Genomic DNA, 21,166 nt, shown 5'->3' on the forward strand with positions numbered 1-21,166 from the left:
AAATGAAATTTAGAAGCCAATAATACTAATGAATCTTGGAAATTAGGATGTTCATAAAAATCTTTCGAATTCTATCAATATCTATCAGGTCCATGATAGCCAAATAATTCATATATATAAAAACCTAAAATCAAAGCATAAATTACAGATAATATGGTAATGATTAATACTGCGATATTATTTCTACTTTGTTTAGTGAAAAATTTTATAAAGCCGTAAGAAATTATTCCCAGACCTATAGCAAAAATATAAAAGATGTGACCGGAATATATGATTTGTAGTCCCCATAATATTCCTCCAATAGTCCCTCCGATAATTCCTCCTAAGATACTCCCGATGATTGTCCTGGGTTTAATTTCTAAATCCCTTTTTGTTGCTTCTACTTCTGTAGAAGTAGTTTCTATGATTTGTTGTATTTCATCTGAGGCTAATACTTCTGAAGTCAAAGCGTAATTGATATCATTTTTTGTCATTCCTTTTAAATACAATTTCGAAGCATCATTCTTTATCCTTGACTTTTCCATTTCCTTCGCTACAATTTTATCATACCGGTCGGTAAAAGATTGTATTCCGCCTTTCTTTTCTATGACAATATCTATGGCTTGTTTTGCATCATCTGTATATCTATTTTTATTTGAATATACTTCCATTAATTCTGTATCAGAATATTGAGAATATCTTTCAATAAGTTCATTGAGCATCATTTAAATTTTGGGAATTAATTTAAACAAAAAAACCTTCCCATCGGGAAGGTTTTATATTACTTATCGCTTATTACTTATTATAAAGAAGCAGCGTGTACAAGCATATCAACTAATTTGTTAGAGTAACCCATTTCGTTGTCATACCAAGAAACAAGTTTCACGAAGTTAGGAGAAAGCATGATACCAGCATCTTTGTCGAAGATAGAAGTTCTCTTATCTCCTACGAAGTCCTGAGATACTACTGCATCTTCAGTATATCCTAGGATACCTTTCAATTCACCTTCAGAAGCAGCTTTGATTACTGAACAGATTTCTTCATAAGAAGCAGATTTTTCAATTCTCACTGTTAAATCTACTACAGAAACGTCAACAGTTGGTACTCTGAAAGACATACCTGTTAATTTTCCGTTTAATGAAGGGATTACTTTTCCTACCGCTTTAGCAGCACCTGTAGAAGAAGGGATGATGTTGTTTAGAGCAGCTCTACCACCTCTCCAGTCTTTTACTGAAGGACCGTCAACAGTTTTTTGAGTAGCTGTTGTAGCGTGTACAGTTGTCATTAAACCTTCTACGATTCCGAAGTTATCGTGGATTACTTTAGCTAAAGGAGCTAAACAGTTTGTCGTACAAGAAGCGTTTGATAAAATTTTGATATCGTCAGTAAGTTCCTTGTGGTTTACACCCATTACGAACATTGGAGTATCATCTTTAGAAGGAGCAGAAAGGATTACTTTCTTTGCACCTGCATTGATGTGAGCCTGAGCAGTATCTTTAGATAAGAAAAGACCTGTAGATTCTACGATATAGTCAGCACCAATTTCGTTCCACTTTAGGTTGTTAGGATCTCTTTCAGCAGTTACTCTGATTCTTTTTCCGTTTACTACAAGATCATTTCCTTCTACAGAAACTTCACCTGGGAAAATACCGTGTACAGAGTCATATTTTAACATGTAAGCCATGTATTCTGCATTGATTAGGTCATTGATTCCTACAACTTCAATGTTGTCTCTTTCAGTCATTGCTCTGAAAACAAGACGTCCAATTCTACCAAAACCGTTGATACCTACTTTAATTGTTGACATAATAGTTTGTTTTTATTAGATTATAAAAATAATTAGATTGCTAAAATTTCTGAAATCAGCAGAAGATCGCTATTGATTTCGTTATGTTTTTTAATGGCTTCTTCAATAGGCGTATACGTCAAATCATTGGAGCGCATTCCTGCCATTACATTGCTTTGTCCATCCATTAATCCTACCACTGCACCATATCCAAGTCTGCTTGCTAAAACTCTGTCTGCACAGCTTGGAGAACCTCCTCTCTGCATATGTCCCAAAATTGCTACACGAATGTCATAATCAGGGAATGTAAGCTTTGTTTTTTCTGCAAGCTCATAAACGTTGGCTAATTTTTCACCTTCAGCCACCACTACAATGCTTGATGACTTTCCTGTTTTTTCAGCATTTCTGAATTTCGCGAAAAGCTCATCAATACTATCCTTTTTCTCAGGAATTAAGATATCTAAAGCACCTGTTGCCAATCCACTGTTTAAAGCAATGAAACCAGCATCACGACCCATTACTTCCACAAAGAAAACTCTATTATGGGAAGTTGCGGTATCACGGATTTTATCAATGGCATCCATTGCAGTATTCAATGCAGTGTCGTAACCGATGGTGTTATCCGTTCCGAAAATATCATTGTCGATCGTTCCCGGTATACCGATTACTCTGATACCGAATTCCTCATTAAAGATTTTGGCACCGGTAAACGTTCCGTCTCCACCGATACATACCAATCCGTCTATTCCAAGCTTTACGCAGTTGTCGTAAGCTTTCTGACGGCCTTCTTTCGTTCTGAATTCAGCGGATCTGGCAGACTTTAGAATCGTTCCACCCTGGTTGATTATATTTTTTACGGAACGTGCTCCCATTTTCAGGAAATCATCGTTGATAAGGCCATTGTAGCCTTCTCTCACTCCGTAGCATTCGATATTATAGTAATTGGCGGTTCTTACCACGGCTCTTAATGCCGCATTCATACCCGGAGAGTCACCTCCTGAAGTAAGAACTGCAATCTTTTTTACAGCACTCTCTTTCATCAAGTAAAAAATTTCGAACACAAATTTACAAAAACAAGTTCAGATTATCGTAGTAACTTTCCAATAGTTTTGAATATAAATTATTAAAAGCTTCTGAAGTTTGTAGGTTTAAAAATATATCGTGCTGTTTTCGTTTCTGCAGCATTGATGTCAAGGTCATACCAGGGTGTAAAATAAGGATTAAAAGGATTTGAGAGGACATGAACAGACTGAGCCGGCGTAAATCCTTCACTTAGCAAGAACAACTTTTTTCCTTTCTGATTCCTGCAGACACCGGAAATAAAAACAATATGCCCCGGACTGCCTGGTGTGATCAGAATATCTCCGGTTTTCAGATCAGAGTTTTTCGTTACCGGCTTCGTTTCCTTATTTAATGAAATCGTTCCGGCATAATTAAAAATCAGATCCAGATAGTCTCTGAAACTATGGTAAGAATCGTCAAAAACTGCCGTTTTTCTGAAACTTACAGAATTTCCGTTGACAAAAGCTCTTATTCCGTTTTTATAATCATTCCAGGAAAACAGATCTCCGTTTGTAAAATGAAATTTTATCTCATCAAATTTTTTTGCTTTATAAAGATATTCAGCTCTCATACGAATGGCAGCATCGGCGCATTGCTGGAGATCCTTATTTCCAGTGTCAAGATCAAAAACAGCTTCGTGAAGATGTTGGGTAGAAATAGGAGTACCATCATATTTCAAAATCTGAGTTCCATAAGGTTTCAGCTTGAAATTTTCAATAAAATATCCGAAAGAATCTGGTTTTTCTTCCACCCATTTATATCCTTCCGGAGGAGAAAATCTTTCGCGGATGGTATTTTTATTTTTATGGATGGGCAAAGCATTTTCTGTGATTAAATGTTCGTTCTTATCCGGCTCAGCCAGTAAACGGTCTGATGATTTTTCTTTTCTGCAGCCTGTGAGAATTAAAAATACTGCGATTCCGGTGATAACTTCTTTCATGTGTTTTTAGTGAACACAAATATCATTTTTTTTCACAGATCTGCCAATATATAATCTGAAAATCTGCTAGTTTAAGGACTCTTCGTTCTCCGGAATCAATAATTTTCCCCAATCATTCAATTGCCAAAGGATTTCCACCAGTTTTCCACCAAGTTCTGTTAAAGTATACTCAACTCTTGGAGGAAGTTCGTTGAAAGACTGTTTTGTTAAGATTCCATCTTCCACCATTTCAGCCAGCTGCTGATTCAGAACTCTTCGATCAACCTTGGCGATTCCCCGAAGAAACTCACTCGGCCGTTTTTTTCCCTCATTGATCTGCCATACAATAGGAATTTTCCATTTTCCACTAATGGTATTCACTGCTACTTCTAATGGGCAAATTTTATTTTCTTCAGTTCTTTCCTTTGTTTCCATAAAATTGACTTTTTTATCCCTATGGGTGAAAAATATGCGGTATTGCCTATATTCACTTCGTTTCAGATTTTTGTAAAATTAATCATAAAAGTACTATGACAGAAAAACGAAAAGGTGCCCGCTCCATCAAAGAGATCCCTCCGGATATTTTAGAACAATTGAATCGGGGATACATTGAAACGGCAAATCTTACAGAGTGGCTTGCAGTAGATCAGAGACTATTGTTAGAAAACTTACTTCAGCAGAATAATCGTACAGAATATCTGAAGCCGGTTTTAGAAAATGTTGACCAACTGAAAAAGCAAACTGTTAATACCATTAATGAAGCTATCGGAGTTGGACTGCTTACTTTGGCAACAAAAAATAAAGATGATGAATTTCTACAGAAGCTCTCAGTCCATCCTGCAGATCTGGTACGTTGCTGGGCTGCTTATACTATTGGAAGAAATGATACATTGAAACTTAATGAAAAATTAAACAGAATTCAGACATTCGCTTGTGATACTCATTTTGGAGTGAGGGAAATCTGCTGGATGACTGTACGGCCTGATATCTCAAAAAATCTTGACGAAAGTTTATCCATTTTATTAGAATGGACTCAGCATGACAATGAAAACGTCAGACGGTTTGCCAGTGAATCTACCAGACCAAGAGGAGTTTGGTGTGAGCATATCAATTTTTTAAAACAAAATCCGGGATTAGGACTTGAAATTTTAGAATCCTTACGATCCGATTCTTCCAGATATGTACAAGATAGTGTCGGTAATTGGCTGAATGATGCCAGTAAATCACAACCCGAGTTTGTCGTAGAAATCTGTGATGAATGGCTTCGGGAAAGTCCAACAAAAGAAACGCAATATATCGTCAAAAAAGCCTTGCGGACCATCAAAAAGTAAAAGTTATCCACAAAAAGCAAATGCTGATTTGGATTTTCATCATATATATAACAGATTTACATACGTTTATATAACCTTTTCATAGTCCTTATTCTTTTAAGGAATGACTTTATTTGCTCAGTTTTTAAATGTAGAATAATATTGAAATAGTTTCAATATTAACTATTTGTTAACTGAAAAAAGTTATCCACAATATGGAATTATTGATTCGAATTTTAGACGGATATGGCAATAATTCAGGAGGAAATTGATCACTGAAAATCTACATGATCAGCTTAATCGGCGAGCGCATAATTAAAGTTTTTGAGGATCTTTTTACCATTTCTCAGTCAAATACTTCCAGTACCTTTTTGGAACATGCTGAATGTGGAGTTTCATATTTTTCCGTTCCACAATATTGGTTTTTGTAAAATATCGCTGCCAAAGAGTCTGGTAATTTTTTTCCTCATCATGGAATTTCTGCTGATATTGATTGAAATCCAGTTTTTCATCAGGAGAGAAGAAATCACAGCTTTCCAGGTCATAAAGGATTCCGTAATTTCTCCGTAGATCGTAGATCATCCATTTCTGATCCTGATACCGATCATTAAAATGCTTTCTGATCAACGGCAGAACATTAAAGTCGGGATCTATTTTAGCGAAAAAAACATCATCTTTCATTTTTTCAAAACGGACAAAAGCGGTCATTCGGTGCCTTTCTCTGTCCACAGATTTACAGGTCTTAGAAATTTTTAAAATATCAGAGTCTGCAAAGTTTTCAAGAACATTTACTGCCGGATGTTTGATGGATTGTCTGACAGCAGATAAGATGAGGTTTTCAAGAGCCGGATCTTCAGATAAAAAAACTTTCAAAAGCTGATGAATTCCGGATTTTCCGATATTTTGTTCCAATTTATTGACAACTCTCTCAGATTTTTCTGGCTGGGTAATGACTTCATGAATCTCCGCAAAAATATTTTCCTGATGAAACCTTTCTCTGTTTGCTATTTCAACGTCTTGGTAACGATATTCGAAAACTTCAAATATCGCTGTAAAAAGACCGTCAAAGCTTCCGTCGTAGAGTAGGGTTGTCATGTATTTAATTAAAATTTAAAATTGAGCTGTTTGTCATTCTGAATGAAATAAAATGAAGAATTTGGTTAATTGAAAAGATTCTTGCTTCGTCGGAATGACAAATGGGCTGTTATATCGAATTAATAAATTTGTGTCATTTGTGTTGAAGATCAAAATAAACTCAGCTGTTGGGAAAACTGATTGTGAAACTTTGATGAACTTCCACCTACTAACATCTTTCTAAAGTTTTTATCGGTTAAATATCTGAGATATGCATTCCCGGCATTGAAGTCTATGAAATATTTTGCCCTGTTGACAGCAGCTCCCAGTTTTTTCAAATGATCCATTGTTAAGATTTGAAAACGTCTTGCACTGACAATTTTCTGGGCCGTTTTCACCCCAATTCCCGGAATTCTTAGAATCATTTGGTACTCTGCGGTCTGTAGATTCACCGGAAACTGATCCAGATTTCGTAATGCCCAGCTTAATTTAGGATCTACCTCCAGATCAAGGAAAGGTACATTCGGATCTAAAATCTCCTCGGCTTTAAAACCATAAAACCTCATCAGCCAGTCAGACTGATACAGCCGGTTTTCGCGAAGCATGGGAACCTCCGTTGTTAAAGATGGCAGCCTTTTATCTTCCAAAACCGGAACGTATCCCGAATAGTAAACCCTTTTCAGATTGAAATTTTTATAAAAATGATCGGCAACTTTGATGATTTGTAAATCATTTTCATTGGTTGCCCCCACAATCATCTGTGTAGACTGCCCTGCAGGAGCAAATTTGGGTACTTTCCTTAATATCTTTTTTTCATCCTGATACTGAATGATTCCTTGCTGAATATAGCGCATCGGGCTGATCATATCCTGTCTGTTCTTCTCAGGTGCCAGCAGCTTTAATCCGCTTTCTGTGGGGATTTCAATATTTACCGATAATCTGTCTGCATACAAAGCCGCTTCCTGCATCAGCTCATCGCTTGCTCCCGGAATAGATTTTAGATGAATATACCCGTTAAAGTTTTCTTCCAGGCGAAGTTTTTTGGCAACTCTCACAAGCCTTTCCATCGTTGTATCTGCGTTTTTGAAAATTCCCGAGCTGAGAAACAACCCTTCAATATAATTTCTGCGGTAAAAGCTGATGGTAAGATCTACGACTTCTTCTACCGTAAAAGCAGCTCTTTTAATATCATTTGAACTTCTGGAAACACAGTAGGCGCAATCGTAGATACAATGATTGGTCAATAAAATTTTAAGCAAAGAAACACATCTCCCGTCTTCTGTATAAGTATGACAAATCCCGCTTGCGGAACTGTCTCCTAAAGCCCCTTTTTTGTTCTTCCTCGTACCTCCGCTTGATGAACAAGAAACATCATATTTCGCTGCATCTGCAAGGATTTCAAGCTTTTCTTTAAGGCGGTCAAAATTCATACTTTTAAATGTTTGATATTGTTTGTATCTAACTGTTGTTTTATTTTTGTTCAAATTTAGCTCCAAAATTGATAAATGTCAACCTTTTTTCATAGAAGTTATCAACAAAAAAGAACCTCAAAATCATTATATTTACGGCTCATTAAAGTTTATATCATGAATCATAAACCAATCGAAGGTTTTTCTAAGCTTCCAAAGCAGGGGAAAATCGAATGGCTCGTAAACGAATACCTTGAAGGAAACCAGGAATATCAAAATATATTAAAACAATATTGGAACGATGACGCAGATCTTCAGAAACTTCATGAAGAATTTTCTGAAAATACCATCTCCAATTTTTATATGCCCTACGGAATTGCTCCGAACTTTTTGATCGACGGAAAACTATTGGCACTTCCAATGGCTGTTGAAGAAAGCTCTGTAGTAGCAGCGGCTTCCAAAGCTGCAAAATTCTGGATCGACAAAGGAGGTTTTAAAACAACCATTATCAATACTGAAAAACTGGGACATACCCACTTTATTTTTAATGTAGAGCCTCACAAACTATTACATTTCTTTAATTTTAATTTAAAGAAAAAGTTATTTGAAATAACAGAAGATATTACCGCCAACATGAGAAAACGTGGTGGTGGTATTCTTAATATCGCTCTGGTTGATAAAACTGCAGAAATGCCGAATTATTACCAGTTGAAAGCAAGCTTTGATACAGTAGACTCAATGGGAGCAAACTTTATCAATTCTTGTCTGGAGCAGTTCGGGAAAACATTGAGACAGGAAGTTGCTACCAGCGAAGATTTTACTCAGGACGAAAAGAATTCATTGCAGATCGTAATGAATATCCTTTCCAACTTTACTCCTGACTGTATCGTGAGAGCTGAGGTTTCCTGTAAAATGGAAGATTTAAAAGATGACAGTGGAATTTCTCCTGAAGAATTTGCTTCTAAATTCAAACAGGCAGTTACCATTGCAGAAATTGAACCTTACCGTGCTACGACACACAATAAAGGAGTGATGAACGGAGTAGATGCCGTTGTGATTGCTACCGGGAATGACTTCAGGGCTACAGAAGCCTGCGCACATGCTTATGCAGCGAGAGACGGACAATACAGATCTCTGACACACTGTACTACAGACAACGGAGTTTTCAGATTCTGGATTGATCTTCCTATTTCTGTTGGGGTAGTAGGAGGTCTTACCAATCTTCACCCTTTGGTAAAATTCTCTTTAGCACTTCTTGGAAAACCTTCTGCACAGGAATTGATGAGCATTCTGGCAGTTTCAGGTCTAGCCCAAAACTTTGGGGCGTTACGTTCTTTGGTAACCACAGGGATCCAGAAAGGACATATGAAAATGCACCTATTGAATATTCTAAACCAATTGGGAGCTACCGAAGAAGAAAAACAGCACTTTGTGACGTATTTCAAAGATAAAACGGTAAGCCATCATGAGGTGATCAATGAGTTTAACAGAATGAGAGGAAACTAATGTTACAGATCATTTTGCCAATTGTATTCCTTCTCTTCGGATTTTTTTTAAAGAAAACGAATAATGAAGGTTTCAGAAGTTCCAAGAAATTTGCCAATATGTTTATCATCCTGGGAATTTCTACTTTGGTTGCCAAGTTCATTTTAATGTACCTAAAATCAAAATAGTGAAAAAAAGTATTGTATTCTTCCTGTTGATTTCCGGTTTAAGCTTTTCGCAGCAGAAAAATGTGAAAATAAATAATTTGCAGCCGAAATCTGAAAACTTTGTATTTCCTGTTGTTACCTATGCAGGAAATCCGGAGGTTGCCAGTAAGATCAATACATTTCTGCAGGTAAACGAATTGGAATATATTCCGAACTCAGGTGGGAATCCTTTTAAACGAGCTTCTACAGCAACGAATTCATACTCCAATTATGTTTATTTTTATGATTGGGAGAAATTAGAAACACCCAAAAATATTTTAAGTATAGGGATCAATGGAGAAGCTTCGGGAGCATATCCTGAAGAATTTTCAGACTGGAAAAATTTCGATCTGAGAACAGGAAACTATATCAATGCTGAAGATTTATTTCAATCAAACAGCACCAAAACGGTCAATAGTTTGATTCAGAAGAAAGTCAAAAAAAGAGTGAGTGATTTTCTTGCTACATTAAGATCAGAAAAGAATCCTTCAGAAGAAGTTCAGGAGCAGATTGGGTTGTATGAAGGTTGCTTCATGGACTATACTTTGAATGGGATCAGATATTTTTTTGGAAAGGATAAAATTACTTTTGTGGCAGGCAGATGTTCCAACCATGCGATGCGGGCATTGGATGATCTGGGAAGCCACGAACTGGAATTTACCTATAAAGAACTGGAAAAGTATTGGAACCCTTATGCGAAAAACCTGATTTCCGGCTCTGAAAAAGTTGATAGAACAGGTCCTGGAAACAAATTGTTCAAAGGAAAAATTGATGGGAAATATCCTATTACAGTTTTATTTAACGAAATCAATGAGGATGATTCCTTCTCAGCCACCTATTGGTATGATAAGAATAAGAAGCCAATCAATTGGAGAGGAGAATTTGTTCATGACCATTTTTCTATCACAGAAGATGATTATCATAGTGAGGAACTGAAAGAATGGATCCCAAGAGCTTTGGTGGAAGCCGACCTGAAGGGAAATAAAATCATTGGAACCTGGCAAGATCATAAAACAAAAAAATATTTAACCTTAGAATTAGAAGAGTTATAAAATGAAAACAATTACTTTAGTTTTTGGAGCGGTTTACGGAATGGTGTCTGTGATCCTGGGTGCATTCGGAGCGCATGCTTTAAAGAAAATATTAGCTGTGGAAAGACTGGAAAGTTTTGAAACAGGAGTACGATACCAGATGTATGCAGCTTTTTTCCTGCTGATCATCGGATATATCTTAAAATTTGAAACTTCTGCTGAAAAATGGACTTCCATTTTAATGATTGCAGGAACATTGTTATTCTCAGTGAGCATCTATTTCCTGAGCATGCAGGATTATTTAGGAATGAATCTTAAATTCTTAGGACCTATTACACCGCTTGGAGGATTGATGATGATTTTAAGCTGGGGAATGCTTATTTTTTATTTTACTAAAAATAGAATTTAATCTTGATATTCAGACAAAAAAGGAGATCTACAATATATTATGTAGATTCTTTATTGAAGAATTCCACCATGGCTCATCGTTTTTTACTGTTTTTTGTTGCTCTCATGATTTCTTGCTTAAGTGTTCAAAAAATGAATGCCCAAGGAAAAAAATTGCAGAATAGTACTATTATAACAGAAGTAAAAAATATACAAAAGCGTTTTTCCGATAGTGTTAAACGTTATGATTACAAAAAAGATGCGGCTTTATATCGTCAAAAGTATGGAGGCTTTTACGGTGAAAAATTAAAGGATCTAAAAAAACTGTATCAAAGCATCTATGACAAAGAGGTGATCATCGGAAAAATAGATCCCAGTATTTCTTTTAAAACAGCGAGCGGAATACAGGTTGAAAACAATGTATCTCAAACAGGAGTTACACCTCCGAAGGAAGTGAAAAATAAATCCGTTGATATTGCTGAGGTTGAAAACTACCAACAGCTTGAAGAGTTGAAAAAACGATTGACACTTGATTTTCCCATTTATTTAATGGAAGATTTTTACGGAGAAAACTATCGTTGTAAACTGAATTTTACAATTGATGTGGATGGGAGGTTCAAAAAAGTAAAATATAGCGAATCATCTAATACAGAATTCAGTATCATTAGTGCACTGTTCCTGTATGCAATCGGAGGCTTGGAAAAGCCTTTGCTTTATAACAAAAAGCCAATTGTACAAACCTTTGCGCAGCCCATTATATTAAGATTCGAATAAATAAAATACGTATTATCAAAACTGTAATAGTCAGTAAAGACAAATGATGATATTCTTTTACTATTTAAAATAAATTAAAATGAAAATCAATAGAAGAAGACGCTTAATCAAAACATTTGATCTTTTGGATCAGCCCATCAGATTTAACCCGTTTGTGTTCAGTCGTACTTTTTTTATGTGGGCCGTTACAGGTCTTGTAGGCGGCATTATTGCCGGCGGATATTGGATCGTGTTGGAACATTTCACCGAATTTCTGGCTGAATTCCAAGGCTGGCAGGTGATTCCAACGATGGCAATCTGTGGATTGCTGGCTGGGCTGGTGATTCATTTTATTGGTGATCCCGGAGAAATTCATTTGATTGTTAATAACATCCGATTCAATAAAGGAAAACTCGAACCAAAGAATAATCCTTCAATGATCCTTTCTTCTCTTTTTTGTGTAGCATCAGGAGGAAGTTTAGGACCGGAAGCTCCGTTGGTACAGGTTACTGGAAGCACCGGAACCTGGCTTGGGAAAATTTTCAGATTGAAAGGAGAAGAGTTGAGGTCTTTGAGTATTGCCGGGATGGCCTCAGGTTTTACGGCGTTGTTTGGAGCTCCGCTGGGAGGAAGTCTTTTTTCTCTTGAAATTCTGCATCATAAACATGCTGTAGAGTATTATAAAGCCATTATTCCAGCATTGGTAGCAAGCTGTTTTAGCTATCTTATGTTTGCTTTGATCATCCATTTGGGAATTGGAGCAGCCTGGGACCTGAAAGCATATCATTACGCGGGAGTATACGACTTCGCTTATGCCACAGCCTTTGGAATCGTGGGAACTTTATTCGGATGGATCTTCATTTTTGTAGTCAAATTTTTCAAAAAAGTTTTTGAATACAGAAAGTTTCCTATTTACATAAAAACATGTGTAGGAGGAATTATTTTAGGAATTATCGCCTATAATTTTCCCATTACAAGATACTTCGGACATAACGAAATCAACCAGCTGATCGGCGGGAATTTCGGATTGAATTTTTTAATCTTAATTCTGATTTTTAAAATATTGGCCATTGCCATTACGGTAACTTCCGGATGGAGAGGAGGTTTTATCATTCCCTTGTTTTTTGTAGGAACAACGTTGGGATTAATTATTCACAATTTATTCCCAACCGTGGATACCACTTTAGCAATTGTAAGCTGTATGGCAGCCATCAATGCCTGTGTGACAAGAACCCCGATGAGTACCACCATCATTTTGGGAACTCTTACCGGATTTACCTATTTTGTACCCATATTATTTGCGAGCCTGACAGGATATTTCCTGGCTCCGAAAATTCCGTTCATTGGATCTCAGTCTGAGAAATTGGCGGAAGAATAAGGGAAAATCGAATGATATGTTAAAAATCAAGTCAATCGGACTTTAAATTTTAAGTCAATAAACTTGAACTTCCATGTCTTTTTAGTAAATTTGTCAACCTTTAAATTTTTAAATAAAATAATAAAAATAATATGAATCTTCACGAGTATCAATCAAAAGAGATTTTATCAAAGTATGGAGTAGCTATCCAACGTGGTTTCGTTGCAAACAACGTAGATGAAGCTGTAGCAGCTGCTGAGAAATTGACTGCTGAAACCGGAGCACAGGCTTGGGTTGTAAAAGCACAAATTCACGCAGGTGGACGTGGTAAAGGTGGTGGTGTAAAGTTCTCTCCAAACATGGATAAACTTAAAGAAAACGCTCAGAACATCATCGGAATGCAGTTGATCACTCCACAAACTTCTGCTGAAGGTAAATTGGTAAATTCTGTATTGGTGGCAGAGGATGTTTATTATCCTGGAGAATCTGAAACTAAAGAATTTTATGTTTCTATTCTTTTAGACAGAGCTGAAGGTAAAAATACAATCGTATATTCTACTGAAGGTGGTATGGATATTGAGCACGTTGCTGAAGTAACTCCTCATTTGATCCACAATGAATTGATTGATCCTACTTTAGGACTTCAAGGTTTCCAGGCTAGAAAAATTGCTTTCAACTTAGGTCTTGAAGGGAATGCTTTCAAAGAATTCACAAAATTCATTACTTCTCTATATAACGCTTATGTAGGAATTGATGCTTCTCTTTTCGAAATCAACCCGGTTTTGAAAACTTCTGATAACAAAATTATCGCTGTAGATGCTAAAGTAACTTTGGATGGTAACTCATTGTTCCGTCACAAAGATCTTGAAGCTCTTAGAGATACAAGAGAAGAAGATCCTATCGATGTTGAAGCTGGTGAAGCTGGTCTTAACTTCGTAAAACTAGACGGTAACGTTGCTTGTATGGTAAACGGAGCTGGTCTTGCAATGGCAACTATGGATATCATCAAATTATCAGGTGGTAACCCTGCTAACTTCCTTGACGTAGGAGGTACTGCAGATGCTCAGAGAGTACAGACTGCTTTTGGAATCATCTTAAGAGATCCAAACGTAAAAGCAATCTTGATCAACATCTTCGGAGGTATCGTAAGATGTGACAGAGTAGCACAGGGAGTTGTAGATGCTTACAAAGCTATGGGTAGCCTTCCGGTTCCATTGATCGTAAGATTACAAGGAACTAATGCTGTAGAAGCTAAGAAATTAATTGACGAGTCTGGTCTTCCGGTACACTCTGCAATTACTTTAGAAGAAGCTGCAAACAAAGTAAAAGAAGTTTTAGCGTAATCTAAAATTTTCAAATAAATAAGAAACCGTTCCATTTTTGGAGCGGTTTTTTTATTGGATAAACACATACAGGCACAAAATTTTATCATTATAATTTTCTCCCAGACTACACAGATTTTTTATAGTATCTGTTTCATCTGCGTGAGAAATGGAGTGTGCAATTTTATCGGAGATAAAATCTTTGCGTCTTAAAATCTTAAAAAGTAGTGTGGAAGAATTAATTGCGCCTTTGCGATATCCAACTTTTATTAATAGTCTAAAAAAAGACCACTTCAAAATTTGAAATGGTCTTTATGTTTTTATAAATAATCTTACTTATCCTGATGACTTTCAGGTACAATATTTTCTCCACTTGTAATACTGATGCTCGTAGGGGTTACCAACAAAATTTTATCGGCATCAAAGCGTTCTTTAATGCCTAAATATGCTTTACTTCTTACCTGCGCAAGATTGGCCCCTATTTTTATCCAGAACTTCACCTGAAGATTAAATGCACCTTGTTTCAGATCTGTGAAGATCACCTCTACTGTATCTAACTTATCTACATTATCAAGATTTTTAACGACATCAAGAATTCCTTTCTGTGCTTTGCTGATGTCTTCATCGGCAGGGATTTCAAAATTTAAAATAATTCTGCGTTGTGGTGAAGCTGTAATATTGTAGAAAGGAGCATTGAAAACGACCTGGTTGGGGATATATGCTTTCTTTCCATCATCGGTAAGAATTTTGGTGGTTAAAAAACCAATTTCCTGTACCGTACCGGAATGCGCTCCAATGGTAATATAATCTCCCACTTTATAGGCTTTGTCAATACCGATCAGCATACCGGAGAATATACTTGAAACAAGATCTTTTAAAGCGACTCCGGCAATAACCCCAGCTACTCCCAGACTTCCGATAAACTTCCAAAGAAAACCGCTGAAACCCATTATTTCAAGGGCTATAAAGGTTCCCATCAACATAATCAGAAATCGAAATATGCTGATTAAAGTAACCAGAGAGCTTTCTTTTTGGCTTTTCGGAAAAAATTTGTGAAATAATTTTACAGCGGCCTGACTTAAATATTTACTGGTAATCAAAAAGAACGTAAATACTAAAATGCCGACAATTAGTTTTGGGGTAAGTTTTGCAAAAGTTACATACCAATTCTCTAATACCTTGTACACCAAATCAATATAGGTGAGTCCGGTTTTCTCCATGAATAAAATTTTAGTTAAATATATAAATTTTCAGCAAAAAATTTGCCAGTTCCAAAAAGTCTACTAAATTTGTAGACTATAAAAGAGGAATATTATGTCGATCAAACTAGGAGATACAGCACCCAACTTTCAGGCAGAATCATCTTTAGGTGATATCAGTTTCTATCATTATTTGGGAGATTCATGGGGAATTTTATTTTCACATCCGGCAGATTATACTCCGGTATGCACTACAGAATTGGGGTATACGGCAAAATTGCAGTCTGAGTTTGACGCCAGAGGGACAAAGGTGATAGCGTTAAGTGTAGATGGAGTAGAGGACCACCAAAACTGGGTGAAAGATATTAATGAAACGCAGAATACAAATGTATTGTTTCCTATTATCGCAGATAAGGACAGAAAGATTTCTGAACTCTATGATTTTATTCACCCAAATGCATCGGCTACGGCTACTGTTCGTTCTTTATTGATCATTGATCCAGACAAAAAAGTAAGACTGATTATTACCTATCCGGCCTCTACAGGGAGGAATTTTAATGAGATCCTTAGAGTGCTGGATTCTTTACAGTTGGTAGATAATTACCGCCTGGCTACACCTGTTAATTGGGAAAATGGAGATGACGTTATTGTGCCTCCAACGATCTCTACAGAGGAAGCCCGGAAAATATTCCCAAAAGGGGTAACGGAAATAAAGCCGTACTTAAGATACACCCCGCAACCTAATACATGATTTATTTGATTTTTTATAGTTTAGTTTTAATTTGTACGAAAATCGCCTCGAAAAATTTTTCGAGGCGATTTCAATGTATACTTATGTATGTATAGTAAAGTGTTTGATTACTTTACTTCATTTACAACTTGCTTAGCTTTAGAGGTTGGTAAATAAATACTAAACCCTAGGTTAAAAGTAATGTTAGATGTTAACCCTTGATTTCCGAAACCTGTAACACCAGCATATTTTACTAAACCTTCTAGACCAATATTTGGAGTGATAAAGTAAGAATACCCTGGTCCTGCACCGAAGTCAAGACCTGTTGTAGAGTTACCTCCTTTGCTGATAGAATAACCACCAACACCTAAGTTACCTTCGAAAAACCATCTTCCGTGGTGTAATAAGTTATTTACTCCTTGTTCTCCAGGAGAAAGATAATAACGTCCTAAAGCTCCTACGCCATAATCAAATCTAGTATTAGAGGTATTAGAAGATTTGCCAATGCCTAAATTAACATATCCCCCAACAGCTACGTTATCTTCGATAAAATAAGCTCCTTTTGGCTGTAGGTTAATTTGGTATCCACCACCTGTATTCAAACCAAAATTACTTGTTGCCAAGCTGCTTCCTACCATCCAATTACCTTTCTGAATCTGAGCGTTTGCAGTTGCTGTTAAGCCTGCTACGGCTAATATCCCTGTTAAAATAAGTTTTTTCATAATTTATTATTTTAATAATTAAATGTTTATTATTCACGAATTATAGAAAAAACAATAAATGTGCCAGACTCTTAATTTTACGTAATTTTTCTAAATAAACGTTAATATTGTAAGGTGAATTTATTTTATTTTTTTAACATATTTAATGGTGATATCGTAATAATAAATATTCTTTGAGATAAAAATGATAAAATTTTATGATAAAAATTTAGTAATGAAAATGCTTGCTTTTTCCTTCTTTTGGATTTTTAATATTGTTATATAAATAAAAGAATGATAGAAATAATAAGACCAGCAATAGTAAATTTGATTCCACGCTTGAATGCTTTGGTCTTAGGATTGAACATCCAGAAGCTTGAAATGACAAAAAAGAAAAGAGAAACTCCGAAGAACACACTTAAGGGAGAGATCGCATCTTTAGACTGAGATTTGTGAAGAGAAACCATTTTGTCTAGTACGAAAGGTAATTCTTTCTTAGTATACTTTGCCTTTCCGGTTGCACTGTCATACGTTCCCTGCTTAAAATAAAGAACACTTCCTTCTGTTTTTTCTACTTCAAGACCTTTCATCTTCAGCTCTTTTTTCAGTTCTTTCTCTGAAAGGTTGGCTGCGATGTTTTTTTCATATTTCTTTTCGTTCTTAAGAAAATCTGTGTCTCTGTAAACCAGAAGAATTCCGCTTAATGCATACACTGCCATAATACCTGCAAGGAAATATCCCAGATAACGGTGGGTGATTCTCATAAAACTTCTTGTGTCTTTAATCTTGTCCATATCTTATTGTTTGTTTTTGTTTTTAAATTTCAAAAGTGGAAACTGCAAAAATGCAATTTCCACTTTTAATGAAAGAATTATTATATAAAGAATTCTAAAGTTTGTACGTCAAAGTAAAATAATAGTTTCTCGGAGTGATTGGGTTCACAGAATAATTTTCGTGAACATTGTAGTTTACAACATCAAACAAATTTCCCACTCTTCCTTGGATAGAGAACTTCTTCCACTCGTAGCCAACTGATACAGAAACTGTAGTGTAGTCTTTTAGATCAAACATTCTACTCACGTTGTTTCTGCTTGTGTTTGTAGATTTTGTGTCATTCCATCCAGCGATTCTATCTCCAATGAAGTAAACTCCAGCTCCAATTTTTAATCCTTTTACATAGTTTGTAAATTTATAGAAAACGGAAGCATTCGCTGTTGTAGCTGGTGTTCTTACCAATCTTTGGTTTTCAACATATCCCTTTTCAGGTGTGTCTGTATAAACGGAATTGTTATAAGAGAAACCTCCGATTATAGATAAGTTTTCTGTCGGATTTCCGGTAATATCTAATTCCACACCACGGCTTCTCATATTTCCTGCAAATTCTTTAAGATTTGTATCTGTTGAATTTACCGGAGCTCCGTTTGGAGTAGAAGCGAACCAATAGGTTTGGTAATAATTATTGTACATAATCTGGTAAGCCGTTAAATTAACAGCTAAAGCATTGTTCCAGAAATTCTTTTTAACACCAATTTCGTATTGATCAACTGTTGATGGTTTTATGCTTTGTCTAGATAAAGTAGCTAACTGATTTTGAACTTGCGCAACCGGTTGATTGGTATTTACTGTATTAAATTGATCTGAAGTATATCCTGCATTTGAAGCAAATGAATTAGTATACGTTGCAAATACTGAAAGGTTTTCATTAGGAGCATACACCAACCCTACTTTTGGAGAAAATGCATTGTCAGCAGTTGAGGAATTGGATACTTCAAATTTTTCATTTGCCGTAAAACGAGTAGTCAATGTAGGCATATTTTCTACATAAGACCATCTTAAACCTGCAATTACTTTAAGTTGTTTTGTTAAGCTAATGAAATCTTGTGCATATACCCCGATTCTTCTTGTGTTAATTCTATTTCTTGTATTAAGGGTAGAATTTGGCATGTCAACACTTCCCCATGTTGAAGGATCATCTAAAAATAAAACATTAGAAGTAGCACCTAAAGTATAGGTATAAGCATCTGCCTGGCTGTAATCTGCATCAGCACCAATCAAAACTTTATGGTTGATTTTTCCTGTATTGAATTCACCGTTTAGGTTTACTTGTGCAGAAGTATAGTTTTGTTCATTGTATGTTTTACCAAAAGGTCTGTTCCATGAAAGTCTGGTAGCAGTAGGTGAGCTGTAGCCCCATTGTACTCTTTCAGAAGAAAAATAATCTTTAGTATAGTTTTGGTAAGAAGCTGTAGCATTCAAAGACCATCTTTCGTTAAATTGATGGTTAAAAGTTACATTCGTAGAAGCTTGCTGCACATTTTGATATTGCCAGTCGGTTCCGAAGAAAGCGTTTCTGGAAACAACATCATTCAATCTATAGCTTTGGTCTTTTTCAGTAATAGATCCAATCCCGAAATCCGGGGTGAAATTATTTTTAAGATAATCTGCCTCAACAATTAATTGAGATTTTTCACTTAAATTAAATAAAAATGAAGGATTGAAGTAGTATTTTTCAGATTGTACAACATCTCTGAAACTTTCAGCATATTCGTAAGTTCCATTGATTCTGAAAGCAACATTCTTAGATAGTGGTCCATAAATATCAACTGTTGGCTTGTAAGAATTCCAGCTTCCGCCATTTAATCCTACACTTCCGCCAAAATTGAATTTAGGCTTTTTCGTAATCATATTAATAATACCTCCGGCAGCAGTATTTCCATAAAGCATTGCGTTGGCTCCTTTTAATACTTCCACTCTTTCAAGACCACTTACTTCAGGGAAAACTCCACTATTTATCCTTGATCCGTTTTTGAAAATATTGTCATTTCCTAAGATAAAACCACGTCCACCAAAACTGTCCTGAGAATTACCTCTGGATGAAGTAATGTACATTCCGTTTATATTCTGAAGAACATCGCTCAACTGTTTTGCCTGCTGCTGCTCAATAATTTCATGAGTAACAATAGCAATAGGCTGAGGGGTTTCCATTACCGTCAAATTAGATTTTGTTGAAAATGGCTTTGCCTGGTTTGGATTTCCTGTTTTATGAAGATTAATATCCTCAATGGTCTGAGTTCTGATGGTATCTGCTTCAGCATTTTTCATCTGCGAACTCGCTGAAACAGCGATAAATAGAAGACCTAAAGAAAGTAGTTGTCTTTTCATATTATTTTTATGTAGAACAGTTTTAAATAAGGCGCAAATGTAAGTATTTGTTTAGAATAGATAAAAATAATTTTATGATTTAAATCATGTTCTATTAATAATGGCATGGATTATTTCTATAGCTACTTTATAGGAAGGGATAGAGAATTTTTTATGAATATATTTGTTGAAAATTATAATATGCAATTGGTAAAAGCAGGGCTTTGTGCCTTTGGAATGAGCGGGAAAGTTTTCCATGCACCCTTTTTAAAGGAACATCCGGGATTTTCTATTTCTGCAGTGGTAGAAAGAAGTAAAGAAGAGTCAAAAGAAAAATATCCTGAAGCAACCATTTACCGCTCTGTTGAAGAAATGCTTCAGCAAGCAGATATAGAGCTGGTCATCATCAATACTCCGGTTCAGACACACTATGAATATGCAAAAAAAGCATTGGAAGCCGGGAAAAATATCATTGTAGAAAAACCTTTTACAGTCAATGTTTCCGAGGCTGAAGAGCTGGTGCAGCTGGCAGAAGAAAAAGGATTGTTCTTAAGTGTATACCAAAACCGAAGATTTGACCGTGATTTTTTACAGGTACAAAAGATTTTAAATGATCAGAAAATAGGGAATATTAAAGAAGCTGAAATCCGTTTCGACAGATTCCGTACGACACCCAGTGGAAAACAGCATAAGGAAAGCCCGGATCAGGTAGGTTCAGGATCGCTTCATGATCTGGGGTCGCATCTTGTAGACCAGGCAGTACAGTATTTCGGATATCCTGAAAAATTGTTTGCCGATGTATTTTCTATGAAAGGGAAGGAGTTTGCAAATGATTATTTCGAGATCCTGCTATTTTATAAAAATGATCTGAGAGTAAGACTAAAATCCTCGGTTTTCAGTAAAGAAGCACATTATGCCTATACTATTCATGGTGACAAAGGAACTTTCTTACAGGAAAGAACCGATAATCAGGAAAACGAACTGGTAGCAGGAGCGATTCCCGAATATGGTAAAGAGTGGGCTGAGCCGTTAAAAGGAACAGACGGAATTTTAAATGTCTTACATGAAAATTCTGAAACAGAAAGAATACTGACCTCCAGTGAAGTCGGAAATTACATGAATTATTACCAGCAGATTTATGAGCACATCGTTTTTGGATATGCGCTGCCATCTCCGGGAAAAGAAGTCATTCAGAATATGAAAATCATCGATGCTTCCCTGAAAAGTGCAAATGAAGAAAGAGTAATTGAATTATAAATTATGATTTATGAATTATGAATGAATTCAAAGTTTTAGGTTCAACGTTTAAAGTTCA

General features: G+C 35.9%; 20 protein-coding genes. 9 read left to right on the forward strand and 11 right to left on the reverse strand.

Translation table 11 applies throughout. The annotated features are described in order from the left end of the window. Positions 1–74: 74 nt before the first annotated feature. The 5 genes from C1634_RS09805 to C1634_RS09825 all read right to left on the reverse strand — a co-directional run bounded on the left by C1634_RS09805 (position 75) and on the right by C1634_RS09825 (position 4,181). Entirely contained in the window at positions 75–704 is a 630-nt protein-coding gene (locus C1634_RS09805; RefSeq protein WP_103233590.1) for a hypothetical protein, read from the reverse strand. 77 nt (positions 705–781) lie between these two features. Beyond that, complete coding sequence (gene gap, locus C1634_RS09810; protein WP_103233591.1) at positions 782–1,786, reverse strand: type I glyceraldehyde-3-phosphate dehydrogenase; 1,005 nt, start codon at positions 1,784–1,786, stop codon at positions 782–784. 32 nt (positions 1,787–1,818) lie between these two features. Continuing rightward, positions 1,819–2,805: a 6-phosphofructokinase gene (pfkA, locus tag C1634_RS09815; protein WP_103233592.1), complete on the reverse strand. Its 987-nt coding sequence runs from the start codon at positions 2,803–2,805 to the stop codon at positions 1,819–1,821. A gap of 83 nt (positions 2,806–2,888) precedes the next feature. Then, on the reverse strand, positions 2,889–3,767 hold the full coding sequence (locus tag C1634_RS09820; protein WP_109738342.1) for a DUF4846 domain-containing protein: 879 nt from the start codon (positions 3,765–3,767) through the stop codon (positions 2,889–2,891). A gap of 66 nt (positions 3,768–3,833) precedes the next feature. Next, complete coding sequence (locus C1634_RS09825) at positions 3,834–4,181, reverse strand: winged helix-turn-helix transcriptional regulator (RefSeq protein ID WP_103233594.1); 348 nt, start codon at positions 4,179–4,181, stop codon at positions 3,834–3,836. 95 nt (positions 4,182–4,276) lie between these two features. On the opposite strand from C1634_RS09825, the gene C1634_RS09830 reads away from it, so the two are divergent. After that, positions 4,277–5,077 carry a DNA alkylation repair protein gene (locus C1634_RS09830; RefSeq protein ID WP_103233595.1) on the forward strand — a complete coding sequence of 267 codons (801 nt, stop codon included), beginning with the start codon at positions 4,277–4,279 and terminating at the stop codon, positions 5,075–5,077. Positions 5,078–5,392: 315 nt separating this feature from the next. On the opposite strand, the gene C1634_RS09835 is transcribed toward C1634_RS09830, so the two are convergent. Next, complete coding sequence (locus C1634_RS09835; RefSeq protein WP_109738343.1) at positions 5,393–6,151, reverse strand: TIGR03915 family putative DNA repair protein; 759 nt, start codon at positions 6,149–6,151, stop codon at positions 5,393–5,395. A gap of 149 nt (positions 6,152–6,300) precedes the next feature. Next, positions 6,301–7,560 carry a putative DNA modification/repair radical SAM protein gene (locus C1634_RS09840; protein ID WP_109738344.1) on the reverse strand — a complete coding sequence of 420 codons (1,260 nt, stop codon included), beginning with the start codon at positions 7,558–7,560 and terminating at the stop codon, positions 6,301–6,303. Positions 7,561–7,716: 156 nt separating this feature from the next. Here C1634_RS09840 and C1634_RS09845 point away from each other — a divergent pair, with 156 nt between their 5' ends. The 6 genes from C1634_RS09845 to sucC all read left to right on the forward strand — a co-directional run bounded on the left by C1634_RS09845 (position 7,717) and on the right by sucC (position 14,101). Beyond that, positions 7,717–9,045, forward strand: coding sequence for a hydroxymethylglutaryl-CoA reductase, degradative (locus tag C1634_RS09845; protein ID WP_103233114.1), 1,329 nt, complete (start codon positions 7,717–7,719; stop codon positions 9,043–9,045). A gap of 166 nt (positions 9,046–9,211) precedes the next feature. Continuing rightward, positions 9,212–10,282 carry a hypothetical protein gene (locus tag C1634_RS09850; RefSeq protein ID WP_103233124.1) on the forward strand — a complete coding sequence of 357 codons (1,071 nt, stop codon included), beginning with the start codon at positions 9,212–9,214 and terminating at the stop codon, positions 10,280–10,282. Position 10,283: 1 nt separating this feature from the next. Next, positions 10,284–10,670: a DUF423 domain-containing protein gene (locus C1634_RS09855; protein ID WP_103233115.1), complete on the forward strand. Its 387-nt coding sequence runs from the start codon at positions 10,284–10,286 to the stop codon at positions 10,668–10,670. 131 nt (positions 10,671–10,801) lie between these two features. Then, entirely contained in the window at positions 10,802–11,422 is a 621-nt protein-coding gene (locus C1634_RS09860; RefSeq protein ID WP_103233116.1) for a hypothetical protein, read from the forward strand. A gap of 79 nt (positions 11,423–11,501) precedes the next feature. Beyond that, complete coding sequence (locus C1634_RS09865) at positions 11,502–12,779, forward strand: chloride channel protein (RefSeq protein WP_103233117.1); 1,278 nt, start codon at positions 11,502–11,504, stop codon at positions 12,777–12,779. A gap of 131 nt (positions 12,780–12,910) precedes the next feature. Beyond that, the gene (gene sucC / locus C1634_RS09870) at positions 12,911–14,101 is read left to right on the forward strand and encodes an ADP-forming succinate--CoA ligase subunit beta (RefSeq protein ID WP_103233118.1); all 1,191 of its coding nucleotides are present in this window, start codon (positions 12,911–12,913) and stop codon (positions 14,099–14,101) included. Positions 14,102–14,412: 311 nt separating this feature from the next. Here sucC and C1634_RS09875 read toward each other — a convergent pair whose 3' ends face one another. Continuing rightward, positions 14,413–15,300: a mechanosensitive ion channel family protein gene (locus tag C1634_RS09875; protein ID WP_103233119.1), complete on the reverse strand. Its 888-nt coding sequence runs from the start codon at positions 15,298–15,300 to the stop codon at positions 14,413–14,415. Positions 15,301–15,394: 94 nt separating this feature from the next. Here C1634_RS09875 and C1634_RS09880 point away from each other — a divergent pair, with 94 nt between their 5' ends. Then, entirely contained in the window at positions 15,395–16,030 is a 636-nt protein-coding gene (locus C1634_RS09880) for a peroxiredoxin (protein ID WP_103233120.1), read from the forward strand. A gap of 107 nt (positions 16,031–16,137) precedes the next feature. Here C1634_RS09880 and C1634_RS09885 read toward each other — a convergent pair whose 3' ends face one another. From C1634_RS09885 to C1634_RS09895, 3 genes are all read right to left on the reverse strand, one after another. Then, on the reverse strand, positions 16,138–16,731 hold the full coding sequence (locus tag C1634_RS09885; RefSeq protein WP_103233121.1) for a hypothetical protein: 594 nt from the start codon (positions 16,729–16,731) through the stop codon (positions 16,138–16,140). Between the two features lie 257 nt (positions 16,732–16,988). Continuing rightward, positions 16,989–17,504, reverse strand: a complete 516-nt coding sequence (locus tag C1634_RS09890; RefSeq protein ID WP_103233122.1) for a hypothetical protein — start codon at positions 17,502–17,504, stop codon at positions 16,989–16,991. A 94-nt stretch (positions 17,505–17,598) separates the two neighbouring features. Next, positions 17,599–19,872, reverse strand: coding sequence for a TonB-dependent siderophore receptor (locus C1634_RS09895; RefSeq protein ID WP_109738345.1), 2,274 nt, complete (start codon positions 19,870–19,872; stop codon positions 17,599–17,601). Between the two features lie 180 nt (positions 19,873–20,052). Between C1634_RS09895 and C1634_RS09900 the strand changes: the two genes are divergently transcribed. Further along, positions 20,053–21,108, forward strand: coding sequence for a Gfo/Idh/MocA family oxidoreductase (locus C1634_RS09900; protein ID WP_103233125.1), 1,056 nt, complete (start codon positions 20,053–20,055; stop codon positions 21,106–21,108). Positions 21,109–21,166: the final 58 nt, after the last annotated feature.

Origin of the sequence: Chryseobacterium viscerum (assembly GCF_002899945.2) — a bacterium.
GTDB classification, from domain to species: Bacteria; Bacteroidota; Bacteroidia; order Flavobacteriales; family Weeksellaceae; genus Chryseobacterium; species Chryseobacterium viscerum.